Genomic DNA, 21,318 nt, shown 5'->3' with positions numbered 1-21,318 from the left:
CGGGTGCTCCGGCACGGGCCGGTGTGGCCGTACCGCCGGGCGAATCTCCGTCGGGCGGCCCCGGCCCGGTGGCCGGGGTCGCCCGACCGGACGCTGTCGAGCCGCGGACCGGGCCAAGTGTCGGGCGGCCGGACGAGCCCGGTCATCCCGAGGATCGGTCCGGCAGCACGTCCGACGCGTCGGAGCCGGTGCCGGGTACCCGGTCGGAGCTGCGTAACCAGATCCGCGAGCAACGTCGGTTGCGGACCATCGCCCTGCTGCTGGCGAGCCTGCTGGTGCTCGGCGCACTGCCGACGTACTTCGGCGTCCGGGCCGCGACCCGGGACCCCGTCTTCAACTCCCTGGACGCCCTGGCCGTGCCCACCTGGGCCGAGCAGGACATCGTGGACGGGGTCAGCGGCAGCCGGTGGTGCCTGCTCGAGTGTCGGTTCCGGGAACGGACCATGGCGTCCGACCGGCCCTGGGAGGAGACCGCCCGGACCTACGAGTCCGCGTTGACCGGCGAGGGCTGGCAGCCCTGGAAGGTGGCGCTCTGCCCGGAGCAGCCGGTGGAGAACCAGCACTACAGCTGCTGGCGGCGGGACGAGCTGACCCTCGACCTCTGGGTCCGCCCACCAGCCTGTCCGGAGGTGCTGCCGGGCGAGTCCCCGGAGGTGCCACCGGTGGAGGGCGCCGAGCCCGGCGATCCGGCGGCCGGCGGCACCACGGGCGAGGACTGCCAGGGGTCAAGGATCTCGATCAAGGTACGCAACGCGATCGCGGACGACCGGCTCGGCCCGAAGCCGAACCCGGCGCCGTCACTGCCCGGTGTCGACCCCGACCTGCCGTTGCCGGACGACCTGATTCCCACGGCGACCCCGTCGTGAGGCCGGCGGTCGTCACCGACGGTAGGGTTGGCGGTTGATACTCCGATGGGCGTTCCGGCGGGTGGCCGTGGTGAAGCGGTGACCCGCCGGTGTCCGAGTGAGACGGTCGCGCGTTTCGAGACGGTGCATGGAGGAGGACACGGGTGGACGCTGGAGAGATCGGCCAGATCGCCGCGCTCGTCGCGGCCGGGGCGTTCTTGATGCTGGTGCTGGTGATGGCCAGGCCGATCTGGAAGTTGGGCCGGACCGTCGACGCGGCGACCCGGACGATCAACGACATCAACGAGCGTACGGCGCCACTGCTCACGAACATGAACGTCACCATCGAGAACGTGAACACGGCACTGGGACAGGTGCACACCTCGCTCGACGGGGTCAACATCCAGCTCGCCAAGATCGACACGATGACCGGGCACGCCCAGAACGTCACCGCCAACGTCGCGAACCTGGCCACCGTGATCTCCGCCGCCGCGGCGAACCCACTGGTCAAGGTCGCGGCGTTCGGGTACGGCGTGCGCCGGGCCGCCGCCGCCCGCCGCAACGCCGAGACCGAGCGTGAGGTCCGGGCCACGTTGAAGCAGCAGCGTCGGGCCAGCCGGCGCGGCGGGCGGTGACCGGGGGCCCGCACCTGGACCAGCCGTGGCCGGCGGTGGACCCGCCGGGTGCGGCACCCCGGCACGGAGAGAGGATGGGGCCATGAAGCGACTGCTCTGGTTGGGCATCGGGCTCGCCGTCGGTGCGCTGGTCGTCCGCAAGGTGACCCGGACGGCACAGGCGTACACCCCGGGCGGGATAGCCCACTCGCTGACCGAGTCCGCCGGTGGCCTGGTCCAGGCGCTGCGGGACTTCGCGGACGACGTCCGCGACGGCATGGCCGAGCGGGAGCAACAGATCCATGAGGCGTTCGCCGAGGGCGTGGCGTTCGACGACCAGTTCGCCGAGCTGCGGGAAGACCCCCGGCTCGGCGACCGTGAGCTATTTCCGGAGGAAGGCACCAGATGAGAACGGCGGAAGTCAAGCGGCGCTACCTGGCGCACTTCGAGGCCAACGGCCACACGGTGGTGCCGTCCGCTCCGCTGCCGGCGATCAACGACCCGAACCTGTTGTTCGTCAACGCCGGCATGGTGCAGTTCGTACCGTACTTCCTCGGTCAGCAGACGCCGCCGTACCAGCGGGCGGTGTCGGTGCAGAAGTGCATCCGTACGCCGGACATCGACGAGGTCGGCAAGACCTCCCGGCACGGCACGTTCTTCCAGATGAACGGCAACTTCTCCTTCGGTGACTACTTCAAGGCCGGGGCGATCCCGTTCGCCTGGGACCTGGTGACGAAGTCGGTGGACCAGGGCGGCTTCGGGCTGGACCCGGAGCGGATCTGGGTGACGGTCTACCTCGACGACGACGAGGCCGAGGCGATCTGGCGCCGGACCGGGGTGCCGGCCGAGCGGATCGTGCGGCGGGGCAAGAAGGACAACTTCTGGTCGATGGGCATCCCCGGCCCGGCCGGCCCGTGTTCCGAGCTCTACTACGACCGTGGCCCGGCCTACGGCCGCGAGGGTGGCCCGGAGGTCGACGAGGACCGCTACCTCGAGTTCTGGAACCTCGTCTTCATGCAGTACGACATCGGCGACGTGCGCAGCAAGGAGGAGTTCCGGATCCTCGGCGAGCTGCCGGCGAAGAACATCGACACCGGCATGGGCCTGGAGCGGATGGCCTCGATCCTGCAGGGTGTCGACAACCTGTACGAGATCGACGAGGTGCGGCCGATCCTGGACCGGGCGGCGGAACTGACCGGCAAGCGGTACGGCGCGCACTCCGGGCACGCCGCGTCGGAGTCGCACCCGGACGACGTACGGCTGCGGGTGATCGCCGACCACGTGCGGACCTCGCTGATGCTGATCGGTGACGGGGTGACCCCGTCCAACGAGGGCCGGGGCTACGTGCTGCGCCGGATCATGCGGCGGGCGATCCGGGCGATCCGGCTGCTCGGCTGGCAGGAGCGGGCCCTGCCCGAGCTGCTGCCGGTGGCCCGGGACTGCATGTCCCCGTCCTATCCGGAGCTGGCCGAGGAGTTCGACCGGATCTCGTCGTACGCGTACGCGGAGGAGGACGCGTTCCTCTCCACCCTGCGGGCGGGGACGACGATCCTGGACACCGCGATCGAGCAGACCCGGTCGGCGGGCGGTGCCCGGCTCTCCGGTGACAAGGCGTTCCAGCTGCACGACACGTACGGCTTCCCGATCGACCTGACCCTGGAGATCGCCGCCGAGCAGGGGCTGCAGGTCGACGAGGACGGCTTCCGTCGGCTGATGGCCGACCAGCGGGCCCGGGCCAAGGCGGACGCGCAGGCACGCAAGACCGGGCACGTGGACCTGTCGGCGTACCGGTCGGTGCTCGACGCGGGTGGCCCGGTCCAGTTCACCGGCTACACCGAGGTCTCCCGGGAGTCGGCGGTACGGGCGCTGCTCGGCACCGGTGGCACCCCGGTCGAGGCGGCCGGTGAGGGGGAGACGATCGAGCTGGTGCTGGACGCCACCCCGTTCTACGCCGAGGGCGGTGGCCAGCAGCCGGACGTCGGCCTGATCACGGTCGGTGGTGGGCAGGTCGAGGTGCTCGACGTGCAGCAGCCGATCCCGGGCCTGATCGTGCACCGGGCCCGGGTGGTCCGGGGCGAGGTGCGCCGGGGCGAGGCCGGGCTGGCCGAGATCGACATCACCCGGCGTCGGGCGATCTCCCGCTCGCACACCGCCACCCACCTCGTGCACCAGACGATGCGGAACTTCCTCGGCGAGTCGGCGACCCAGGCGGGTTCGCTGAACGCGCCGGGCCGGCTGCGGTTCGACTTCAACACCCCGACCGGGGTGGCGCCGAGTGTGCTCACCGACGTCGAGCAGCAGATCAACGAGGTGCTTCTCGCCGACCTGGAGGTGCGGGCATTCATCACCTCGCAGGAGGAGGCGCGCCGGCTCGGCGCGATGGCCCTGTTCGGCGAGAAGTACGGCGACGAGGTGCGGGTCGTCGAGGTCGGCGACTACGCCCGTGAGCTGTGCGGCGGTACGCACGTGGCCCGTTCGGCGCAGCTCGGCCTGGTCAAGATCCTCTCCGAGTCGTCGATCGGCTCCGGGGTACGCCGGGTCGAGGCGCTGGTCGGCCTCGACGCGTTCCGGTTCCTGGCCAAGGAGCACCTGCTGGTCTCCCGGCTCGCCGAGCTGTACCGGGTGCCGAGCGAGCAGGTTGCGGACCGGGTGGAGCAGACCGTGGCCCAGCTGCGGGACGCCGAGCGGGAGCTGGAGAAGCTCCGGGCGCAACTGGTGCTCGGCGGCGCGGCGGCCCTGGCCCAGCAGGCCCGGGACATCCGGGGTGTCGCCTACGTCGGCACCGAGGCGCCGGAGGGCGCGGCCGGCAACGACGTGCGTACCCTCGCCCAGGAGATCCGGGGCAAGATCGACCCGGCGCGTCCGGCGGTGGTGGCGGTGGCCGCCCGGTCCGGTGGCAAGGCGTCGTTGGTGGTCGCGGTGAACCCGGCCGCCAAGGAGCGGGGTGTCTCGGCGGCGACCCTGGTCAAGGGTGCGCTCTCCGGTCGGGGCGGCGGCAACGCGGACCTGGCGCAGGGCGGCGGACTGCCGGCCGGCGAGGCGCCCGCGTTGCTGCTCGCGGTCGAGAAGTCGCTGGCCGAGGCCTGATGCCGGATACGCCGGGAGAGACGGTCGTGACGGTGTGCTCCGGTGACCGTGGCGCCACGCCGGGTTCGGTTGCCCGGGGTTGGGCCGTTGTGGTTGGATTTCCAGCCACGACGGCCCGCCCCCGCAGCGGGGCAGGCCTACCGACGGACGGGCCACGCGGAGGATTCGGATGACCGAATGGTCCCGTGGTGTGCGACTCGGCGTGGACGTCGGCCAGGTGCGGGTGGGCATCGCGCTCTCCGATCCGGACGGCATCCTCGCCACCCCCCTGGTCACCCTGGCCCGGGACGTACGGACCGGTACGGACCAGGTGCCGACCGATATCTCGGAAGTCGCACGACTCGTCGAACTTCACGAGGTCGTGACGGTGGTGGTCGGTCTGCCGGTGAACCTGGCCGGTGGGCACGGTCCCGCGGCGGCACACGTGCAGGCGTACGCCACGCGGCTGGCCGAGGCGGTCGCACCGGTGCCGGTGGAACTCGTGGATGAGAGGATGTCGACGGTCGTGGCGTCTCGTAGGCTGGCCGAGCGGGGCGTCCGAGGTCGGCGTCAACGGGCGGTGGTCGATCAGGCGGCCGCGGTGGAGATTCTGCAGAGCTGGCTGGAGAGGCAGCGGAGGCGGACGGGATGATCGACGATTTCGCGTTCGACGAGGACATGGAGAAGGGACGGCACCGGCCTGGCGCACAGCGCAAGCGGAACGGCAAGAAGAAGAAAAAGCGGAAGAGCAGTCGTGGCCGGACGGTGGCCGCGCTGCTGATGGCTTTTGTCCTGCTGGGCGTGCTCGGCGGGGTCGGCTGGTACGGCTTCGACCGGGTCCAGGGCTACTTCATCACGCCGGACTACGACGGCAACGGCAGCGGTGAGGTCCGGATCCAGATCGCCGAGGGCGAGAGCCTGGCCCAGATCGCCGGCACCCTGGTCGAGGCCGGTGTCGTCAAGAGCACGAAGGCGTTCATCGAGGCGGCCGACGAGAACTCCCGCAGCCAGAACATCCAGCCGGGTCTCTACAAGGTCCGCAAGGAGATGAGTGCGGCCCTGGCGCTGACCGCCCTGCTCGACCCGAAGAACAAGGTGACGAACCTGCTCACCATCCCGGAGGGTCACACCGCCAAGTGGATCTTCAAGAAGCTCTCCGAGCACACGAAGATTCCGATCAAGGACTTCGAGGCGGCGGCGAAGGACCCGGAGGAACTCGGCGTACCGGACTTCTGGTTCAAGCGCAGCGACGGCAAGAAGGCCACCAAGTCGATCGAGGGCTTCCTCTTCCCGGACACCTACGACTTCCCGCCGAACTCCACGGCCGAGGGTGTTCTCAAGAAGATGGTGCAGGGCTTCCTCAACACCGCCGAGGAGATCGACTTTGTCAAGACGGTCGAGACCAAGCGTGGTGGCATCACCCCGTACGAGGCGTTGATCGTGGCGTCGTTGGCTCAGGCCGAGGCTGGTGTGAAGAAGGACCTCGGCAAGATCTCCCGGGTTGCCTACAACCGGCTCTACGGGGACTTTCCCTGCAACTGTCTCCAGTTCGACGTGACGCTCAACTACTACTGGGAGCTGACGGGGGAGGAGACCAAGAAGTCGGGGGACCTCAACCGGGACGAGATGTACGACGAAAAGAACCCGTACAGCACCCACGCCCATGCCGGGCTGCCCCCGACGCCGATCGACAATCCGGGCAAGGACGCCCTGGAGGGCGCGATGGATCCGCCGAAGGGCAACTGGCTGTACTTCGTCGCCATCGACAAGGACGGCAACTCGGCGTTCGCGGACAACTACAACGATCAGCTGCGCAACGAGGCCAAGGCCCGCGAGAACGGCGTCCTCTGATCGCTGAGCGGAGGCTTGCGGGGGACCGTCCGACCGGACGGCCCCCGCAAGCTCACGGGACGATGTCCGCGCCGTTGGGTATCTGCCTGATGTTGAGGCACCCGAGGGCGGCGTATCGCATGGTGCCGGCCCAGCTGACCTTCAGCCACCTGTTGCTGGTCGCGCCGTTACAGGTGTAGGAACTGCCGGTGGATACACCGCTGCCGCCCGAGTTGCAGTCGGCCGTGACCGGATACCAGCACGGGACGTACTGTCCGGTCCCGACCTGCCCGACCGCGGTGTAGCTGGCTCCTGGCCCGGTCCGGACCTTCACCGCCGAGTTGCCGGACCTCGGGGTGGCGCCGGCGTAGAGAGTGTCGGCACTCGCGGGAGTCGCGGCTACGACCCCGATCCCGGTGGCGAGTGCCGCGAGTGCGAGCCCCGCAGTGATTGTTGGTTTGATTTGCCGCAAAGGTGGCCTCCCCGAACGAATTGGTGATAACTCAATGCTTTTAGGCGACTGTGTAGCGCACAAGATCTTGATGATAAACAGTGATGGTGGTATATGAGTGGCTCCACGGCTCCTCAGAGTGAAGGAATCCGCGCAGCGGTGCTGGGCAAGCCGATCGCCCACTCGCTGTCACCGGTGATCCACAATGCCGGCTACGCCGCCGCCGGTTTGATCGGCTGGTCGTACACGGCGATCGAGTGTGCCGAGGCCGAGCTGCCCGACCGGGTGGCCGGCCTCGGCCCCGAGTGGGCCGGCCTGTCGCTGACCATGCCGTTGAAAGAGGCGGCGCTCGCGGTGGCCGGTGAGGTCTCGCCGGTCGCCGCCGCGATCGGCGCCGCCAACACCCTGGTACGTCGTGCCGACGGCTCCTGGTACGCCGACAACACCGACGTGCCGGGCATGGTCGAGGTACTGACCGGGGCGGGGGTGACCGAGGGGGCCGAGGTGACGTTGCTCGGCGCCGGCGGCACCGCCCGGGCGGCGCTCGCCGCGGCGGCCCGGTTGCGGGCGGGCCGGGTCAGCTGTCGGGTCCGCCGCCGGGCGGCCGGCGAGGAGTTGGCCGGGCTGGCCGACTCGCTCGGGCTGCGGTTCGAGGTCCAGGACTGGGCCGACCCGGCCGACGTCGGCCGGACCGACGTGCTGGTCTCCACGGTGCCGAAGGGCGCCGCCGACCATCTCGCGGACGCGGCCCGGTCCTGGCAACCCGGGACGGTGGTATTCGACGTCGTCTACGACCCGTGGCCGACCCCGCTCGCGGCGGGCGCCGCGTCCGCCGGCTGTCGCATCGTCTCCGGCCTCGACCTGCTGCTGGCCCAGGCGGTCGGGCAGTTCGAGCAGTTCACCGGGGTGGCCGCCCCGGTGTCGGCGATGCGTTCCGCGCTGACCGCGGCCTGGGCGGCCCGCTGAGGTTTCCGGCCCCACGGTCGGGGCCGTCCGACCCGCTGAGATCTCCGGTGGCCTTCGCTCCCGGGGCGCCGGTCCGTCGGTCCCGGGTGAGGGTGCGGACCGCGACCAACGAGAGCACCGTGGTGCCGAGCACCACCACGGCCATCGGGACGGCACTGTTGTCCGGTCCGAGCCCGGCGAGCGGGGCGACCACCGACGCGATGCCCTGCTGAAGGGAGCCGAGCAGGGCGGCGGCGGTGCCCGCGTACCCGGGGTGCCGGTCGAGCGCCAGGGCCAGTCCGTTCGGCAGGGTCATGCCGATGCTGGAGACGAAGACGAGCAGCGCCAGCGCGACGGCCGGCAGGTTGCGGGTCGTCGCGCCGGTCAGCAGCACCGCCCCAGCCAGGATGCCACCGAGCAGGCCGACGGTGAGCAACCGGCGGGTGGGGAACCGGTCGAGCAGTCGGGCGTTGAGTTGGCCGACCGCGGTCATCCCGACGGAGTTGAGGCCGAAGAGCAGGCTGAACCAGCCGGCGGAGACGGCGAAGACCTCCTGGAGCACGAACGACGACCCGGAGATGTAGGCGAACAGGGCGGAGAAGGCCAGGCCCTGGGCGAGGACGTAGCCGAGGTAGATCCGGTCGGTGAGCAGGGTCCGCAGCACCCGCAGGGTGGTCGGCAGGCCTCCGACGGCGCGGTGCGGCGCGGGCAGCGTCTCCGGCAGCCAGCACACCACCGCGACGAGGAGCAGCACCCCGATGCCGGTCAGGGCGACGAAGGTCAGCCGCCAGTCGCCGAACTGCAGTACCAGGTTGCCGAGGGCGGGGGCGACCGCCGGTGCGACCCCGAAGATCAGGATCAGTTGGGAGAAGTATTTGGCGGCGGCCCGTCCGGAGTAGAGGTCCCGGACGATGGCGCGGGCCACCACCACGCCCATGCCGCTGGCGATGCCCTGGGCCAGCCGCAGCGCCGCGAGTGCGCCGGCGGACGGCGCGAACGCGCAGAGCAGGCTGCAGACCGTGTAGGCGGCGACCCCCACCAGGATGGGCCGCCGCCGCCCCCAGCGGTCGCTGACCGGCCCGGTGACGAGTTGGCCCAGTGCCAGGCCGAGCAGGAAGGTGGTGAGGGAGAGCTGTACCTGTGCCGGGGCGGCGTCGAGCGCGCCGGTCATCGCGGGAAACGCCGGCAGGTACATGTCCAGCGAGAGTGGACCCACCGCGGTGAGGATGCCGAGCAGTACCAGCAGGCCGACGGCGGCCCGACCGGTCGGCGCTACCGGGCGTGGTGCGTCCACGACGTCCCCCTAGGCTCTGTCATCGAACGGAGACATTAGCTCTGTTGGCAGAGCTATTGCGATGTGAAGTAGACGCCGTCGCGCCGGGGGAAGGCAAGCCGGGGTGGTGCGCCGGTCGGACCACCGACAGCGTGAGGGACCCACGACAGCGCGGACCCGGCGGTCGACAGGACAGGGGAGACGAGATGGCGGACGAGGCGACGTCCGAGGCGGTCGCCGTGCTCGGCACCGGCCTGGCCGAGGTGCAGCGGGTTCTGCGTCGCTCGATGAGCCGACGGCTCGGCCGTCCGCCGCTGCCCGACGCGCAGGTGGAGGTGCTGCGGCTGGTCGAGCGGCGTCCCGGGATCAGCGTCAAGGAGACGGCCGAGCGGCTGTGCACCGCCGCCAACACGGTCAGCACCCTCGTCGGTGACCTGGTCACCGCCGGTCTGCTGGAGCGCGAGCGGGACCCAGACAACCGGCGCCTGGTCCGGCTCCGACTCACCCCGGCCGCGCACGAGCGGATCGCCGAGGTCACCGCGGCACGTCGCGACCTGCTGCTGCGGGCCCTGGACCGGCTCGACGGGCCGGCCCGCCGGGAGATCATCGGGGCCGCACCGCACCTGCGGCGGCTCGCCGACCTGCTTGCCGAACCCGAACCCGGCGACCAGTCCGGGTCCGCAGAGCGGGACGGTGCGGGCGGGGCGGGGTGACCGACCCGGTCCGTGCCAAACTTGACCCGCGACCGGCCGACCCGGCCGCGGCGAGGAGAGGGTTAGGTTCGTGTTGCGCTGGTTGACCGCAGGAGAGTCCCATGGTCCCGCCCTCGTCGCGCTCCTGGAGGGGGTGCCCGCCGGGATCGAGGTGACCAGCGAGGAGATCGTCCGACAGTTGGCCCGGCGTCGGCTCGGCTACGGCCGGGGCGCCCGGATGTCCTTCGAACGGGACGAGGTCGAGATCGTCGGCGGGCTCCGGCACGGCGTCACCCTGGGCAGCCCGGTGGCGATCCGGGTCGGCAACTCCGAGTGGCCCAAGTGGCAGACGGTGATGTCCGCCGATCCGGTCGACCCCGAGGTGCTGGCCGGACAGGCCCGCAACGCCCCGCTGACCCGGCCCCGACCCGGGCACGCCGACCTCGCCGGCATGCAGAAGTACGGCCACACCGACGCCCGGCCCATCCTGGAACGGGCCAGCGCGCGGGAGACCGCCGCCCGGGTCGCCGTCGGCACCGTCGCCCGGGCGTTCCTCCAGCAGGCGCTCGGCATCGAGATCGTCTCGCACGTGGTCGAACTCGGGTCGGTGGCCGCCAAGCCCGGCCTGCAGCCCCGCCCGGAGGACGCCGAACGGATCGACGCCGACCCGCTGCGCTGCCTCGACCCGGAGGCGAGCGCCCGGATGGTCGCCGAGGTCGACGCCGCCAAGTCCGACGCCGACACCCTCGGCGGCATCGTCGAGGTGCTGGCGTACGGGGTTCCGCCGGGTCTGGGCAGTCACGTCCAGTGGGACCGCAAACTCGACGCCCGGCTCGCCGCCGCGCTGATGTCGATCCAGGCGATCAAGGGTGTGGAGATCGGTGACGCCTGGCAGCAGGCCCGGTCCCGTGGCTCGGTCGCGCACGACGAGATCGTCCCGACCGCGACCGGGGTGCGTCGGGTCACCGACCGGGCGGGTGGCCTCGAGGGTGGCATCACCACCGGCGAGCCGCTCCGGGTCCGGGCCGCGATGAAGCCGATCTCCTCGCTGAACCGCGCCCTCTCCACGGTGGACGTGACGACCGGTGAGCCGGCGACCGCGATCAACCAGCGGTCCGACGTCTGTGCCGTACCGGCCGCCGCGATCGTCGCCGAGACGATGGTCGCGCTGGTGCTGGCCGAGGCGGCGACGGAGAAGTTCGGTGGCGACTCGGTCGCCGAGATCCGCCGCAACCTCGCCGGCTACCTCGACAACCTGGTGATCCACTGATGGCGCCGGTCTGCGTACTGGTGGGTGCTCCGGGGGCCGGTAAGACGAGCACCGGGCTGCTGGTCGCCAAGGGGCTCGGCGTCGATTTCCGGGACACCGACGGCGACATCGAGGCGACGGCCGGGAAGAGCATCCCCGAGATCTTCATCGACGAGGGGGAGGCGTACTTCCGTACCCTGGAGCGGACCGCGGTGGCGGCGGCGCTGGCGTCGTTCGACGGGGTGCTCGCCCTCGGCGGCGGTGCGATCCTGGCCGAGGAGACCCGGGCGGCGCTGGCCGGGCACCGGGTGATCCACCTGTCGGTGGAGTTGTCGGACGCGGTGCGGCGGGTCGGCCTCGGCGCCGGACGCCCACTGCTCGCGCTCAACCCCCGGGCCACCCTCAAGCAGTTGCTCGACCAACGCCGGCCGCTCTACGCGGAGGTGGCCACCTGGACGGTCTCCACCGACGGCCGGACCCCCGAGCAGGTCGCCGACGAGATCCTCGCGGGTCTCGCCAGCGACGCGGGATAGCTCCGACCGGATCAGCCGACCGGCACGGCTTTCCGGCCGAGCCGGTCCAGCAGGTCGGTCAGCGCCCTCGGCTCGCTGAGCATCGGCCAGTGTCCGGTCGGCAGGCCGTGGAGCTCGGCCCCGGCCAGCCCGGCGAAGAACGGGTTGCCCCGGGCCACCATGTCCCGGACGAACTCCACCGGAAACGTGCAGACGACCAGTGCGGTCGGCACTGCCCGGCCCCCGCCGACCCGGACCGGGTCGGTGGCGGTGCGCAGCGGTTGACCGGTGGTCCGGGTCCGCAGCACGTCGAGCAGTTCGTCGTCCAGTCCGGCGAGGTTGGCCGGATCCTCGGCCGGATCCCAGGCCGGCGGCGGCAGCAGGTGCCCGTCACCGATCAACTTCCGGAGCCGTTCCTGCTCCTCGGGCGGGTGGGTGTCGAACTGCGCCATGCCGTCCGGCAGCGGCCCACTGTCCAGATAGACCACCCGGGACAGTCGGTCCGGGATCCGCTCCGCCGCCTGCTGGACCGGCATCGCCCCGCCGGAGTGTCCGACCAGTACCACGTCCCGCAGGTCCGCCTCCTCGACCAGCCGCACGATGTCGGTGGTGTGGGTTTCCAGGCCGACGTCCGGACCGGCCAGGTGCGCCCGGTCGGCGAGTCCGGTGAGGGTGACCGGGTGGACCTCGTGACCGGCCGCCCGCAGCCCGGCCGTCACCTCCTGCCAGGCCCAGGCGCCGAGCCAGAATCCGGGAACGAGTACGTACGTGGCCATCTGTTTTCCTCCGTCGTGCCGATGTGCCGTGAACGGTAGGGTTGAATCCGGACAGCTTCCGCCCGGATTGGAATGGTGACCCGTGCCACATCCGGCCACTCGGGTGCTCGGTCTGCTCGAACTGCTGCAGGCCCACCGCCGGCTCACCGGCGCCGACCTCGCCGCCCGGCTCGGCGTCGACGAACGGACCGTACGGCGGTACGCGACCACCCTGGTCGACCTCGGCATTCCGGTGCTCGCCACCCGGGGCCGGTACGGTGGCTACCGACTCCAGCCCGGCTACAAACTCCCGCCGTTGATGCTCACCGACGACGAGGCGGTGGCGGTGATGCTCGGCCTGGTCGCCGCCGAGCAGCTCGGGCTCGGCACCGCCGCGCCAGCCGCCGGACTCGCCGAGGCGAAGATCCGTCGGGTGCTGCCCGCGCCCCTCGCCGAGCGGCTCGCCGCCGTACAGCAGACCCTCGGGTTCAGCCTGCGGCCCCGGGCCGAGGCGCCCCGGCCGGCCACCGCCACCCTGCTGGCGCTCGGCGAGGCGACCCGGGCGCGACGCCGGGTCACCGTCGGCTACCGATCGTGGGCCGGTGAGGCGTCGGTGCGCGACGTCGACCCGTACGGGCTGGTGTTCCACTCCGGCCGGTGGTACGTCGCCGGCCACGACCACCGGCGAGGCGAGGTGCGGACCTTCCGGCTCGACCGGATCACCTCGGTCACGCCCGGCTCGGTGACCTTCGAGGCACCCGAGGACTTCGACCCGGTCGGGCACGTCACCCGGTCACTGGCCGGCGTGGCGTACCGCTGGGAGGTGGAGGTGCTGCTGGAAACCGATCTCGCCCAGGCCCGGCAGCGGATCCCGCCGAGCGTCGCCGAGCTGACCGGCACCGCCGACGGCGTCCTGCTGCGGACCCGGGCCGAGGAGCTGACCGGGATGGCACAGATGCTCGCCGGACTCGGCTGGGCGTTCACCGTCGTACGCCCCGGCGAACTGCGCGACGCCGTCAGCGCGTACGCCGCCCGGCTCGCCGGCTACGCGGACCGGCGCTGACCCGGTGCCGGACGCGGTTCGCGACGCCGCTCCCGGAGAGGCGATCGCCTGACGGCCTGTTCCCGGTCTGGCCTGTTCCCGGTCTGGCCGGCCTGTTTTCGGTCCGTCCCGAGCACCGGGACGGACCGGGGAACGTGGGTACGCAGCAGACCCGGCGGTCAGCCCTTGAGGGCGGCGGCGACCGCGTCGGCGAGCGGGGTGGTGGGGCGGCCGAGCAGGCGCGGCAGGTCGCCGCTGTCGGTGAAGAGTTCATCCCGGCTTGCCCCGACACTGGCGTCGGCGAAGATCTCGGCCACCGGCCGGGGCAGGCCGACGCTGGTGAGGAAGTCGGTGTACTCGGGCTGGGAGAGGTTGCGGTAGGCGACCGTCCGGCCGGACTGCCGGCTCACCTCCTCGGCCAGTTCGGTCAGCGTGAAGGCCGGCTCGCCGCCCAGCTCGTACGCCTGGTTCTCGTGTCCCTCGGTGGTCAGCACGACCGCGCCGGCGGCGGCGAGGTCGGCCCGGGTGGCGCCGGAGATCCGGCCGTCGCCGACGGCGTCGACGATCGCGCCGTGCTCGACCGCCTGGCCCAGGTTGGCCGTGTAGACCTCGAGGTAGAAGGTGTTGCGCAGGAACACGTAGGGCAGCCCCGACTCGCGGATCATCGCCTCGGTGGCCTTGTGCTCGCCGGCCAGGACCATGGTGGTGGTGTCCGCGTTGAGGATGCCGGTGTAGGCGATCAGCCGGACCCCGGCGGCGCGGGCGGCGTCGACGACGTTGCGGTGCTGGGGGATCCGCTGGCCGGCTTCGCTGCCGGAGACGAAGAGCAGCTTCTCGGCGCCGGCGAAGGCGGCGGCCAGGCTCTCCGGGTCGGTGTAGTCGGCCTGGCGCACCTGGACACCCCGCTCGGCGAGGCCGGCGGCCTTGCCCGGGTCGCGGGCGATGGCGACGATCTGACCGGCGGGTACGCCCCGGGCCAGGAGTTCCTCGATGGCCAGCGGCCCGTAGTGGCCGGTCGCTCCGGTGACGACGATCATGCTCAGCTCCTTCGGCGGTTCTCCGCGCTTTCCGCCAAGACTGCACTAACTTTTCGAAAGTGCAACGCTATGGTGAGTGCCATCACAACGGTAAGTATGGCGGTGCCGGATACCGTAAGGGCCATGGCGGAGGGGATCCCGGCAGACGGGTACGACGGCGACGACACGATGGTCGCGGACGTCTTCGCCAAGGACTGCTCGTCCCGTCGGATCGTCGAGAACATCGCCGGCAAGTGGGGCATGCTCGCCCTGGCCGCCCTGCACGAGGGGTCGTACCGGTTCAACGCCCTGCGGCGCAGGGTCGACGGGGTCAGCGAGAAGATGCTCGCCCAGACCCTGCAGGGGCTGGAACGCGACGGACTGGTCCGCCGCGACGTGCAGACCACCATCCCGCCGCACGTGGAGTACAGCCTCACCCCGTTCGGGGAACGGGTCGCCACCACGATCGTCGAGCTGATCCACCTGGTCCAGGCCGAGGTCGACGCCGGCCGCCCCTGACCGGTCCCCGGTATCACCGGCCCGGGTGTGCGGGGACGTGCCGGAAATCCTCTAGGCTCTGCATCGATGACCGAGCTGACCCGCATTCCCGTTGGTGGCGAGCGGCCGTACGACGTACTCGTCGGGCGTGACCTGCTGGCCGGCCTGCCGCCGCTGCTGGACGGCGCCGACCGTGTCGCGGTGCTGCACGCCCCGCCGCTCAAGGCGCACGCCGAGGACCTGGCCGAACGGCTCGGCGCCGCCGGCATCCGACCGTTGACGGTCGAGGTGCCCGACGCTGAGGCCGGCAAGAACGTCGAGGTCGCCGCCCGCTGCTGGGAGCAGCTCGGCGCGGCCGGCTTCACCCGTACCGACGCGGTGGTCGGGATCGGCGGCGGCGCCGTCACCGACGTGGCCGGTTTTGTCGCCGCCTGCTGGCTGCGCGGGGTCCGCTGGGTGCCGGTCTCGACCTCGCTGCTCGGCATGGTCGACGCCGCCGTCGGCGGCAAGACCGGGATCAACACCGCCGCCGGCAAGAACCTGGTCGGCGCCTTCCACCCGCCCGCCGGGGTGATCTGCGACCTGGCGATGCTCGACTCGCTGCCGGCGGTCGACCTGACCGCCGGGCTGGCCGAGGTGGTCAAGTGCGGCTTCATCGCCGACCCGGTGATCCTGGAGCTGATCGAGGCGGATCCGACGGCGGCGGTCGACCCGGCCGGCCCGGTGGTCCGGGAACTGGTCGAGCGCGCGATCCGGGTGAAGGCCGACGTGGTCGCCGGTGACCTGCGCGAGGCCGGCCAGCGGGAGATCCTCAACTACGGGCACACCCTCGGGCACGCCATCGAGAAGGTCGAGGGCTATCGCTGGCGGCACGGGCACGCGATCTCGGTCGGGATGGTCTACGCCGCCGCGCTGGCCAGCCGGGCCGGACGGCTGGACGAGCCGACCGCCGATCGGCACCGCCGCCTGCTGACGATCCTCGGTCTGCCGACCTCGTACCGGGCGGACGCCTGGCCGGACCTGCTGGCCGCGATGCGGGTGGACAAGAAGGCCCGGGGCGACCGGCTGCGGTTCGTGGTGCTCGACGGGCTGGCCCGGACCGCCATCCTGGACGGCCCGGACGACACCCTGCTGCGCGAGGCGTACGCGGCGGTCGCGGAGGAGGTCGTCGCGTGAGGGTGTACGTGCTGAACGGGCCCAACCTGGGCCGCCTCGGCTCCCGCCAGGTCGACGTGTACGGGGTGACCAGCTACGCCGACCTGGTGGCGGGCTGCGAGGCGACCGGCAGGGAACTCGGGCTGGACGTCGAGGTGCGGCAGACCGACGCCGAGCACGAGATGCTCGGCTGGTTGCACGCCGCCGCCGACGAGGAGGCGGCGGTGGTGCTGAACCCGGGCGCCTGGTCGCACTACTCGTACGCGGTCCGGGACGCCTGCGCGATGCTGCGCGGCCCGCTGGTCGAGGTGCACATCTCCAACATCCACGCCCGGGAGGAGTTCCGGCACCACTCGGTGGTCTCCGCGATCGCCACCGGGGTGATCTGTGGCCTCGGCGTGGACGGCTACCGGCTGGCCCTGCTCCACCTGGCGGGCCGGCGGGGCTGATCTCCGGCCGCCGGGCCGCCAGGTGGAGCTGATCTTCGGCCGCCACGGAGGGTCGCGTTTCGCCCGGTCGCGGTTTGCCTCATCAGGTGGTCGGACGCACCAGGACAAGATCAACTGGACGCGGCTTGTAGACTTGCCGGGTCTGTCCGCCGACCTGAAGATCAAGGCAGGAAATGGCCACCACCAACGACCTCAAGAACGGCCTGGTTCTCAACCTCGACGGTGAACTCTGGGCCGTCGTCGAGTTCCAGCACGTCAAGCCCGGCAAGGGTGGCGCGTTCGTCCGTACCACGCTCAAGAACGTGCTTTCCGGCAAGGTCGTCGACAAGACCTTCAACGCGGGCACCAAGGTCGACACGGCCACCGTCGACAAGCGCAACATGCAGTACCTCTACGCCGACGGCGAGGACTACGTCTTCATGGACCTGGAGACGTACGACCAGATCACCGTCCCCGGCGGCACCGTTGGCGAGGCCGCCAACTACCTGCTGCCCGAGGCGGAGGCGATCGTCGCCACCCACGAGAGCGTGCCGCTCTACATCGAGCTGCCGACCAGCGTCGTGCTGGAGGTCACCTACACCGAGCCGGGCCTGCAGGGCGACCGGTCCACCGGCGGCAACAAGCCGGCGACCGTCGAGACCGGTGCGACCGTACAGGTGCCGCTCTTCATCACCACGGGTGAGAAGATCAAGGTCGACACCCGCGACGGTCGTTACCTCGGCCGAGCCTGATGGCCGAGGGCCCCAAGCAGCAGATGCCGGCCCGCCGTAAGGCGCGCAAACGGGCACTGGACGTCCTCTACGAGGCGGACCTGCGGTCCCGCCCGGCGGTCGAGGTGCTGGCCGGCTATCTGCAGCGGCTCGAACAACCCCGTCCGGAGCACATGGGCTACGCGATCGGGCTGGTCGAGGGCGTCGCGGCACACCAGGCCCGGATCGACGAGCTGATCGACAGCTACGCCGAGGGCTGGACGCTGGACCGGATGCCGGTCGTCGACCGCAACCTCGCCCGGATCGCCATCTACGAACTGCTCCACGTCGACGAGATCGACGACGCGGTGGCGATCAGCGAGGCGGTCGAGCTGGCCCGGCAGATGTCGACCGACGACTCGCCGCGCTTCCTCAACGGCATCCTGGGCCGGATCGCCGAGTACGCGACCCGCTGACGGGTCAGGGCCCTTCTTCCGCCCCGGCTGCCCGCCGCAGCCGGGGCCGGCCGTGATCCGGTCATCCCCGCCCAGCAGGGCACCGTCGGCCCAGACCGGTCGACTCCGGATACGAACGCGGGGCCCGTACCGGAAGGTACGGGCCCCGCGTCAGGGGCGGATCAGGACGCGAAGAGCGCCCGGGGGTCGGCGACGAGCACACCGTGCTCGGTGAGCCGCTCGATCAGACCGGAGGGGGACGAGTCGTACACGATCGCGAGCGCCCGCAGGTCGTCCGCGCGAATCGACAGCACCCGCCCGTTGTAGTCACCCCGCTGCTGCTGGATGGCCCGGGCATAGCGGGCGACGTAGGCGAGGTCCTCGGAGGCCTCGTCGTACAGCCGCTCCAGGTCGAGAACGATCTTGTTCGTCGGCTCATGACGAACCCCGCTGCCGTCGGGCAGCAGCTCCGATACGGGCACCCGGTAGAAGTCGGCAAGTTCGGCGAGGCGCGACACCGTGACGGCCCGGTCGCCCCGCTCGTACGAGCCGACGACAACGGCTTTCCACCGCCCGTTCGACTTCTCCTCCACCCCCTGCAGGGAGAGTCCCTGCTGCTGACGGATCGAGCGCAGACGCGCGCCCAACGACTTGGCGTATTCAGAGGGCATTCGGCACTCCCAGTGCTGGTTGCTGGTCGGGGATCTCCCCAGCGATCGCTACGGAGCGTGACGGTACGGGGAATGCGACACGGGGTCAAGTGCTAGTTACCTACCTATTCCAAAGATCCTGTTCCAAGTGCCGGTTTCGGTCAGCTGACCGCCCGGTCAGCCACCGGTCGTGGTCGGCCCCGTGGCCAGTGGTAACGTGGCTGGAGCCCCGGCCCGTGCCGCCATGGCGAGCGCCGGAAATCCGACGTCCTTTAACGACCCGTCCCGTGAGGCGGGGAAGGGGGTCCGCCGTGGCGTACCCGCAGGCTGCCCAGCCGCAGCCAGCCCCACCACCGTCCGTGAAGGTGATCCTGACCAGCGTCGAGCTGGCCCGGGTGGTGGACCGGATCGCCCACCAGATCCTGGAGAAGACCCAGGGCGCCGCCGACACCGTACTGCTCGGTATCCCGACCCGGGGAGCCCCGTTGGCCCGCCGACTGGCGGCGCGGATCAGTGCCTTCGAGGGAATCGACGTACCGGTGGGTGTGCTCGATATCACTCTCTACCGTGACGACCTCCGGCGGCACGCCGTCCGGGCGGTCGGCCCGACCGAGGTGCCCTCCGGTGGCATCGACGGCAAGCGGGTCATCCTCGTCGACGACGTCCTCTTCTCCGGCCGCAGCGCCCGGGCCGCCCTGGACGCGCTGAACGACATCGGCCGGCCGAGCTCGGTCCAGCTCGCCGTCCTCGTCGACCGGGGACACCGCGAACTGCCGATCCGGGCCGACTACGTGGGCAAGAACATCCCGACGGCGCTCTCCGAGAGCGTCAAGGTGACCCTCGCCGAGACTGACGGCGGCGACGAGGTCCGGCTCATCGGAGGTACCGCACCCCAATGAAACACCTACTTTCCGGAGCCGACCTCGACGCGGCCACCGCCACCCGGATCCTCGACACCGCGGCCGAGATGGCCACCGTCGCCGGCCGCGAGGTGAAGAAGCTTCCCGCGCTGCGCGGTCGGACCGTGGTCAACCTCTTCTACGAGGACTCCACCCGGACCCGGATCTCGTTCGAGGCGGCGGCCAAGCGGCTCTCCGCCGACGTGATCAACTTTTCGGCGAAGGGCTCCAGCGTCTCCAAGGGCGAGAGCCTCAAGGACACCGCGCTGACCCTGCAGGCGATGGGGGCCGACGCGGTGGTGGTCCGCCACCCCGCCTCCGGGGCCCCGCACCGGCTCGCCAACTGGGTGGACGGTTCGGTGCTCAACGCCGGCGACGGCACCCACGAGCACCCGACCCAGGCGCTGCTCGACGCGTACACGATGCGGTCCCGGCTCGGCCGGATCGCCGGCCTGCACGTCGCGGTCGTCGGGGACGTGCTGCACAGCCGGGTGGCCCGCTCGAACGTGCTGCTGCTGGCCACCCTCGGGGCCAAGGTCACCCTGGTCGGGCCGCCGACCCTGATCCCGGTCGACATCGGGCCGGCACTGGCCCCGGGCACCGAGGTCTCGTACGACCTGGACGCCGTGCTGCCGACCGCCGACGTGGTGATGATGCTGCGGGTGCAGCGGGAACGGATGGCCGACTCCTACTTCCCGTCGGCCCGGGAGTACGCCCGCCGCTACGGGCTGGACGGACCCCGGATGCGCCGGCTGCCGGACCACGCGATCGTGATGCACCCCGGGCCGATGAACCGGGGCATGGAGATCGCTCCGGAGGTCGCCGACTCACCCCGGTCCACCATCGTCGAACAGGTCACCAACGGGGTCTCCGTCCGGATGGCCTGCCTGTACCTGCTGCTGGGGGGAATGAACCGATGAGCGAGTCGTACCTGATCCGGGGGGTCCGGGTGCTCGGCGCCGAGCCGACCGACCTGCTGCTGCGCGACGGCGTGGTGGCCGAGGTCGGCCGCGGCCTGGACACCCGGGGCGCCGCCGTGGTCGACGGCGACGGGCTGGTCGCCCTGCCCGGCCTGGTCGACCTCCACACCCACCTGCGCGAACCGGGCCGGGAGGACGCCGAGACCGTCGAGTCCGGATCCCGGGCCGCCGCGCTCGGCGGCTACACCGCCGTCTGCGCGATGGCGAACACCTCCCCGGTCGCCGACACCGCGGGCGTGGTCGAGCAGGTGTGGCGGCTCGGCCGCGAGGCCGGCCTGGTCGACGTGCAGCCGATCGGCGCGGTCACCGTCGGACTGGCTGGCGAGCGACTCGCCGAACTCGGCGCGATGGCCTCCTCCGCCGCCCGGGTCCGGATCTTCTCCGACGACGGGCACTGCGTCGCCGACCCCCGGCTGATGCGCCGGGCGCTGGAGTACGTCAAGGCGTTCGACGGTGTCATCGCCCAGCACGCCGAGGAGCCCCGGCTGACCGAGGGCGCCCAGATGCACGAGGGTGAGGTCTCCACCCGGCTCGGCCTCACCGGCTGGCCGGCGGTGGCCGAGGAGGCGATCATCGCCCGGGACGTGCTGCTCGCCGAACACGTCGGCAGCCGGCTGCACGTCTGCCACGTCTCCACCGCCGGCAGCGTCGAGGTGCTCCGGCACGCCAGGGCCCGTGGGGTACGGGTCACCGCCGAGGTCACCCCGCACCACCTGCTGCTCACCGACACCCGCGCCGAGACGTACGACCCGGTCTTCAAGGTCAACCCGCCGCTGCGTACCGCCGCCGACGTCACCGCGCTGCGCGAGGCACTGGTCGAGGGGGTCATCGACATCGTCGCCACCGACCACGCCCCGCACGCGCTGGAGGACAAGGAGTGCGAGTGGGCGTACGCCCGGCCCGGCATGCTCGGCCTGGAGACCGCGCTGTCGGTGCTGCTCAGCGTCGTCGGCGAGCGGTGGGACCTGATCGCCGAGCGGATGTCCCGTACCCCGGCCCGGATCGCCGGCCTGACCGAGCACGGTCGGGACCCGGCGCCGGGCGTGGCGGCCAACCTGACCCTGGTCGACCCGGCGGCCCGCCGGACGATCGACCCGAACGAGACGGCCAGCCGCAGCCGCAACACCCCGTACGCGGGAATCACACTGCCCGGTCGGATCGTCGCCACCTTCCTGCGCGGCGAGCCGACGGTGCTGGACGGAAAGGCCGTGAAGTGATCCGAACCGAGTTCCGCAACCCCACGACCCGGATCG

General features: G+C 71.5%; 23 protein-coding genes and 1 pseudogene. 19 read left to right on the top strand and 5 right to left on the bottom strand.

The features are described from left to right. Positions 1 to 188: 188 nt before the first annotated feature. The 6 genes from ABGB05_RS20625 (at position 189) to mltG (ending at position 6,376) form a co-directional block, all read left to right on the top strand. The gene (locus ABGB05_RS20625) at positions 189 to 866 is read left to right on the top strand and encodes a hypothetical protein (RefSeq protein ID WP_347655079.1); all 678 of its coding nucleotides are present in this window, start codon (positions 189 to 191) and stop codon (positions 864 to 866) included. Positions 867 to 1,009: 143 nt separating this feature from the next. After that, the gene (locus ABGB05_RS20620; RefSeq protein WP_347655078.1) at positions 1,010 to 1,480 is read left to right on the top strand and encodes a DUF948 domain-containing protein; all 471 of its coding nucleotides are present in this window, start codon (positions 1,010 to 1,012) and stop codon (positions 1,478 to 1,480) included. Between the two features lie 82 nt (positions 1,481 to 1,562). Continuing rightward, complete coding sequence (locus ABGB05_RS20615; RefSeq protein ID WP_347655077.1) at positions 1,563 to 1,868, top strand: hypothetical protein; 306 nt, start codon at positions 1,563 to 1,565, stop codon at positions 1,866 to 1,868. Further along, positions 1,865 to 4,546 carry an alanine--tRNA ligase gene (gene alaS, locus ABGB05_RS20610; protein WP_347655076.1) on the top strand — a complete coding sequence of 894 codons (2,682 nt, stop codon included), beginning with the start codon at positions 1,865 to 1,867 and terminating at the stop codon, positions 4,544 to 4,546. The genes ABGB05_RS20615 and alaS overlap by 4 nt, the downstream gene beginning before the upstream one ends. 169 nt (positions 4,547 to 4,715) lie before the next feature. Then, positions 4,716 to 5,177, top strand: coding sequence for a Holliday junction resolvase RuvX (ruvX, locus tag ABGB05_RS20605; RefSeq protein ID WP_347655075.1), 462 nt, complete (start codon positions 4,716 to 4,718; stop codon positions 5,175 to 5,177). Continuing rightward, positions 5,174 to 6,376 (top strand): endolytic transglycosylase MltG, encoded by a 1,203-nt coding sequence (gene mltG, locus ABGB05_RS20600; protein ID WP_347655074.1) that lies wholly within the window; start codon positions 5,174 to 5,176, stop codon positions 6,374 to 6,376. Before ruvX ends, mltG begins: the two co-directional genes overlap by 4 nt. 52 nt (positions 6,377 to 6,428) lie before the next feature. Here mltG and ABGB05_RS20595 read toward each other — a convergent pair whose 3' ends face one another. After that, on the bottom strand, positions 6,429 to 6,827 hold the full coding sequence (locus ABGB05_RS20595) for a hypothetical protein (protein ID WP_347655073.1): 399 nt from the start codon (positions 6,825 to 6,827) through the stop codon (positions 6,429 to 6,431). Positions 6,828 to 6,920: 93 nt separating this feature from the next. On the opposite strand from ABGB05_RS20595, the gene ABGB05_RS20590 reads away from it, so the two are divergent. Beyond that, complete coding sequence (locus ABGB05_RS20590; RefSeq protein WP_347655072.1) at positions 6,921 to 7,772, top strand: shikimate dehydrogenase; 852 nt, start codon at positions 6,921 to 6,923, stop codon at positions 7,770 to 7,772. 73 nt (positions 7,773 to 7,845) lie between these two features. Here ABGB05_RS20590 and ABGB05_RS20585 read toward each other — a convergent pair. Then, positions 7,846 to 9,045, bottom strand: a pseudogene (locus tag ABGB05_RS20585) (multidrug effflux MFS transporter); the annotation flags it as partial. Positions 9,046 to 9,230: 185 nt separating this feature from the next. Here ABGB05_RS20585 and ABGB05_RS20580 point away from each other — a divergent pair. The 3 genes from ABGB05_RS20580 to ABGB05_RS20570 all read left to right on the top strand — a co-directional run bounded on the left by ABGB05_RS20580 (position 9,231) and on the right by ABGB05_RS20570 (position 11,498). Further along, on the top strand, positions 9,231 to 9,737 hold the full coding sequence (locus ABGB05_RS20580) for a MarR family transcriptional regulator (protein WP_347655071.1): 507 nt from the start codon (positions 9,231 to 9,233) through the stop codon (positions 9,735 to 9,737). A 70-nt stretch (positions 9,738 to 9,807) separates the two neighbouring features. After that, positions 9,808 to 10,986 (top strand): chorismate synthase, encoded by a 1,179-nt coding sequence (gene aroC / locus ABGB05_RS20575; protein ID WP_347655070.1) that lies wholly within the window; start codon positions 9,808 to 9,810, stop codon positions 10,984 to 10,986. After that, positions 10,986 to 11,498 carry a shikimate kinase gene (locus ABGB05_RS20570; protein WP_347655069.1) on the top strand — a complete coding sequence of 171 codons (513 nt, stop codon included), beginning with the start codon at positions 10,986 to 10,988 and terminating at the stop codon, positions 11,496 to 11,498. Before aroC ends, ABGB05_RS20570 begins: the two co-directional genes overlap by 1 nt. Before the next feature lie 11 nt (positions 11,499 to 11,509). On the opposite strand, the gene ABGB05_RS20565 is transcribed toward ABGB05_RS20570, so the two are convergent. Next, the gene (locus ABGB05_RS20565) at positions 11,510 to 12,253 is read right to left on the bottom strand and encodes an alpha/beta hydrolase (RefSeq protein ID WP_347655068.1); all 744 of its coding nucleotides are present in this window, start codon (positions 12,251 to 12,253) and stop codon (positions 11,510 to 11,512) included. 82 nt (positions 12,254 to 12,335) lie between these two features. On the opposite strand from ABGB05_RS20565, the gene ABGB05_RS20560 reads away from it, so the two are divergent. Next, positions 12,336 to 13,295, top strand: coding sequence for a YafY family protein (locus ABGB05_RS20560; protein ID WP_347655067.1), 960 nt, complete (start codon positions 12,336 to 12,338; stop codon positions 13,293 to 13,295). Between the two features lie 158 nt (positions 13,296 to 13,453). Here ABGB05_RS20560 and ABGB05_RS20555 read toward each other — a convergent pair whose 3' ends face one another. After that, positions 13,454 to 14,311, bottom strand: coding sequence for an SDR family oxidoreductase (locus ABGB05_RS20555; RefSeq protein ID WP_347655066.1), 858 nt, complete (start codon positions 14,309 to 14,311; stop codon positions 13,454 to 13,456). 123 nt (positions 14,312 to 14,434) lie between these two features. Here ABGB05_RS20555 and ABGB05_RS20550 point away from each other — a divergent pair, with 123 nt between their 5' ends. The 5 genes from ABGB05_RS20550 to nusB all read left to right on the top strand — a co-directional run bounded on the left by ABGB05_RS20550 (position 14,435) and on the right by nusB (position 17,557). Beyond that, positions 14,435 to 14,809: a helix-turn-helix domain-containing protein gene (locus ABGB05_RS20550; RefSeq protein WP_347655065.1), complete on the top strand. Its 375-nt coding sequence runs from the start codon at positions 14,435 to 14,437 to the stop codon at positions 14,807 to 14,809. A 66-nt stretch (positions 14,810 to 14,875) separates the two neighbouring features. Beyond that, positions 14,876 to 15,964 carry a 3-dehydroquinate synthase gene (gene aroB / locus ABGB05_RS20545; RefSeq protein WP_347655064.1) on the top strand — a complete coding sequence of 363 codons (1,089 nt, stop codon included), beginning with the start codon at positions 14,876 to 14,878 and terminating at the stop codon, positions 15,962 to 15,964. Further along, on the top strand, positions 15,961 to 16,392 hold the full coding sequence (aroQ, locus tag ABGB05_RS20540; RefSeq protein ID WP_347655063.1) for a type II 3-dehydroquinate dehydratase: 432 nt from the start codon (positions 15,961 to 15,963) through the stop codon (positions 16,390 to 16,392). The genes aroB and aroQ overlap by 4 nt, the downstream gene beginning before the upstream one ends. Before the next feature lie 173 nt (positions 16,393 to 16,565). Further along, the gene (gene efp / locus ABGB05_RS20535; RefSeq protein ID WP_347655062.1) at positions 16,566 to 17,123 is read left to right on the top strand and encodes an elongation factor P; all 558 of its coding nucleotides are present in this window, start codon (positions 16,566 to 16,568) and stop codon (positions 17,121 to 17,123) included. 23 nt (positions 17,124 to 17,146) lie between these two features. After that, complete coding sequence (nusB, locus tag ABGB05_RS20530) at positions 17,147 to 17,557, top strand: transcription antitermination factor NusB (RefSeq protein WP_347655134.1); 411 nt, start codon at positions 17,147 to 17,149, stop codon at positions 17,555 to 17,557. Positions 17,558 to 17,718: 161 nt separating this feature from the next. Here nusB and ABGB05_RS20525 read toward each other — a convergent pair whose 3' ends face one another. Then, positions 17,719 to 18,207, bottom strand: a complete 489-nt coding sequence (locus ABGB05_RS20525; protein WP_101366736.1) for a transcriptional regulator — start codon at positions 18,205 to 18,207, stop codon at positions 17,719 to 17,721. Between the two features lie 290 nt (positions 18,208 to 18,497). Between ABGB05_RS20525 and pyrR the strand changes: the two genes are divergently transcribed. The 3 genes from pyrR to ABGB05_RS20510 are packed head-to-tail and all read left to right on the top strand — an operon-like array spanning position 18,498 to position 21,282. Beyond that, complete coding sequence (gene pyrR / locus ABGB05_RS20520) at positions 18,498 to 19,085, top strand: bifunctional pyr operon transcriptional regulator/uracil phosphoribosyltransferase PyrR (RefSeq protein WP_347655061.1); 588 nt, start codon at positions 18,498 to 18,500, stop codon at positions 19,083 to 19,085. Continuing rightward, on the top strand, positions 19,082 to 20,005 hold the full coding sequence (locus tag ABGB05_RS20515) for an aspartate carbamoyltransferase catalytic subunit (RefSeq protein ID WP_347655060.1): 924 nt from the start codon (positions 19,082 to 19,084) through the stop codon (positions 20,003 to 20,005). Before pyrR ends, ABGB05_RS20515 begins: the two co-directional genes overlap by 4 nt. Next, complete coding sequence (locus tag ABGB05_RS20510; RefSeq protein WP_347655059.1) at positions 20,002 to 21,282, top strand: dihydroorotase; 1,281 nt, start codon at positions 20,002 to 20,004, stop codon at positions 21,280 to 21,282. The genes ABGB05_RS20515 and ABGB05_RS20510 overlap by 4 nt, the downstream gene beginning before the upstream one ends. Positions 21,283 to 21,318: the final 36 nt, after the last annotated feature.

The organism is Plantactinospora sp. B5E13 (genome assembly GCF_039871775.1).
GTDB lineage: Bacteria > Actinomycetota > Actinomycetes > Mycobacteriales > Micromonosporaceae > Plantactinospora.
Note: the sequence above shows the minus strand (reverse complement) of the source record. Positions and strands in the feature narration are given on the sequence as shown.

Bases quoted from the DNA above. Each gene is read 5' to 3' on its own strand.
- ABGB05_RS20615 (WP_347655077.1), top strand. From the start codon at position 1,563: ATGAAGCGACTGCTCTGGTTGGGCATCGGGCTCGCCGTCGGTGCGCTG.
- alaS (WP_347655076.1), top strand. From the start codon at position 1,865: ATGAGAACGGCGGAAGTCAAGCGGCGCTACCTGGCGCACTTCGAGGCC.
- ruvX (WP_347655075.1), top strand. From the start codon at position 4,716: ATGACCGAATGGTCCCGTGGTGTGCGACTCGGCGTGGACGTCGGCCAG.
- mltG (WP_347655074.1), top strand. From the start codon at position 5,174: ATGATCGACGATTTCGCGTTCGACGAGGACATGGAGAAGGGACGGCAC.
- ABGB05_RS20590 (WP_347655072.1), top strand. From the start codon at position 6,921: ATGAGTGGCTCCACGGCTCCTCAGAGTGAAGGAATCCGCGCAGCGGTG.
- ABGB05_RS20580 (WP_347655071.1), top strand. From the start codon at position 9,231: ATGGCGGACGAGGCGACGTCCGAGGCGGTCGCCGTGCTCGGCACCGGC.
- ABGB05_RS20570 (WP_347655069.1), top strand. From the start codon at position 10,986: ATGGCGCCGGTCTGCGTACTGGTGGGTGCTCCGGGGGCCGGTAAGACG.
- ABGB05_RS20565 (WP_347655068.1), bottom strand. From the start codon at position 12,253: ATGGCCACGTACGTACTCGTTCCCGGATTCTGGCTCGGCGCCTGGGCC.
- ABGB05_RS20555 (WP_347655066.1), bottom strand. From the start codon at position 14,311: ATGATCGTCGTCACCGGAGCGACCGGCCACTACGGGCCGCTGGCCATC.
- ABGB05_RS20550 (WP_347655065.1), top strand. From the start codon at position 14,435: ATGGCGGAGGGGATCCCGGCAGACGGGTACGACGGCGACGACACGATG.
- aroB (WP_347655064.1), top strand. From the start codon at position 14,876: ATGACCGAGCTGACCCGCATTCCCGTTGGTGGCGAGCGGCCGTACGAC.
- efp (WP_347655062.1), top strand. From the start codon at position 16,566: ATGGCCACCACCAACGACCTCAAGAACGGCCTGGTTCTCAACCTCGAC.
- nusB (WP_347655134.1), top strand. From the start codon at position 17,147: ATGCCGGCCCGCCGTAAGGCGCGCAAACGGGCACTGGACGTCCTCTAC.
- ABGB05_RS20525 (WP_101366736.1), bottom strand. From the start codon at position 18,207: ATGCCCTCTGAATACGCCAAGTCGTTGGGCGCGCGTCTGCGCTCGATC.
- ABGB05_RS20515 (WP_347655060.1), top strand. From the start codon at position 19,082: ATGAAACACCTACTTTCCGGAGCCGACCTCGACGCGGCCACCGCCACC.
- ABGB05_RS20510 (WP_347655059.1), top strand. From the start codon at position 20,002: ATGAGCGAGTCGTACCTGATCCGGGGGGTCCGGGTGCTCGGCGCCGAG.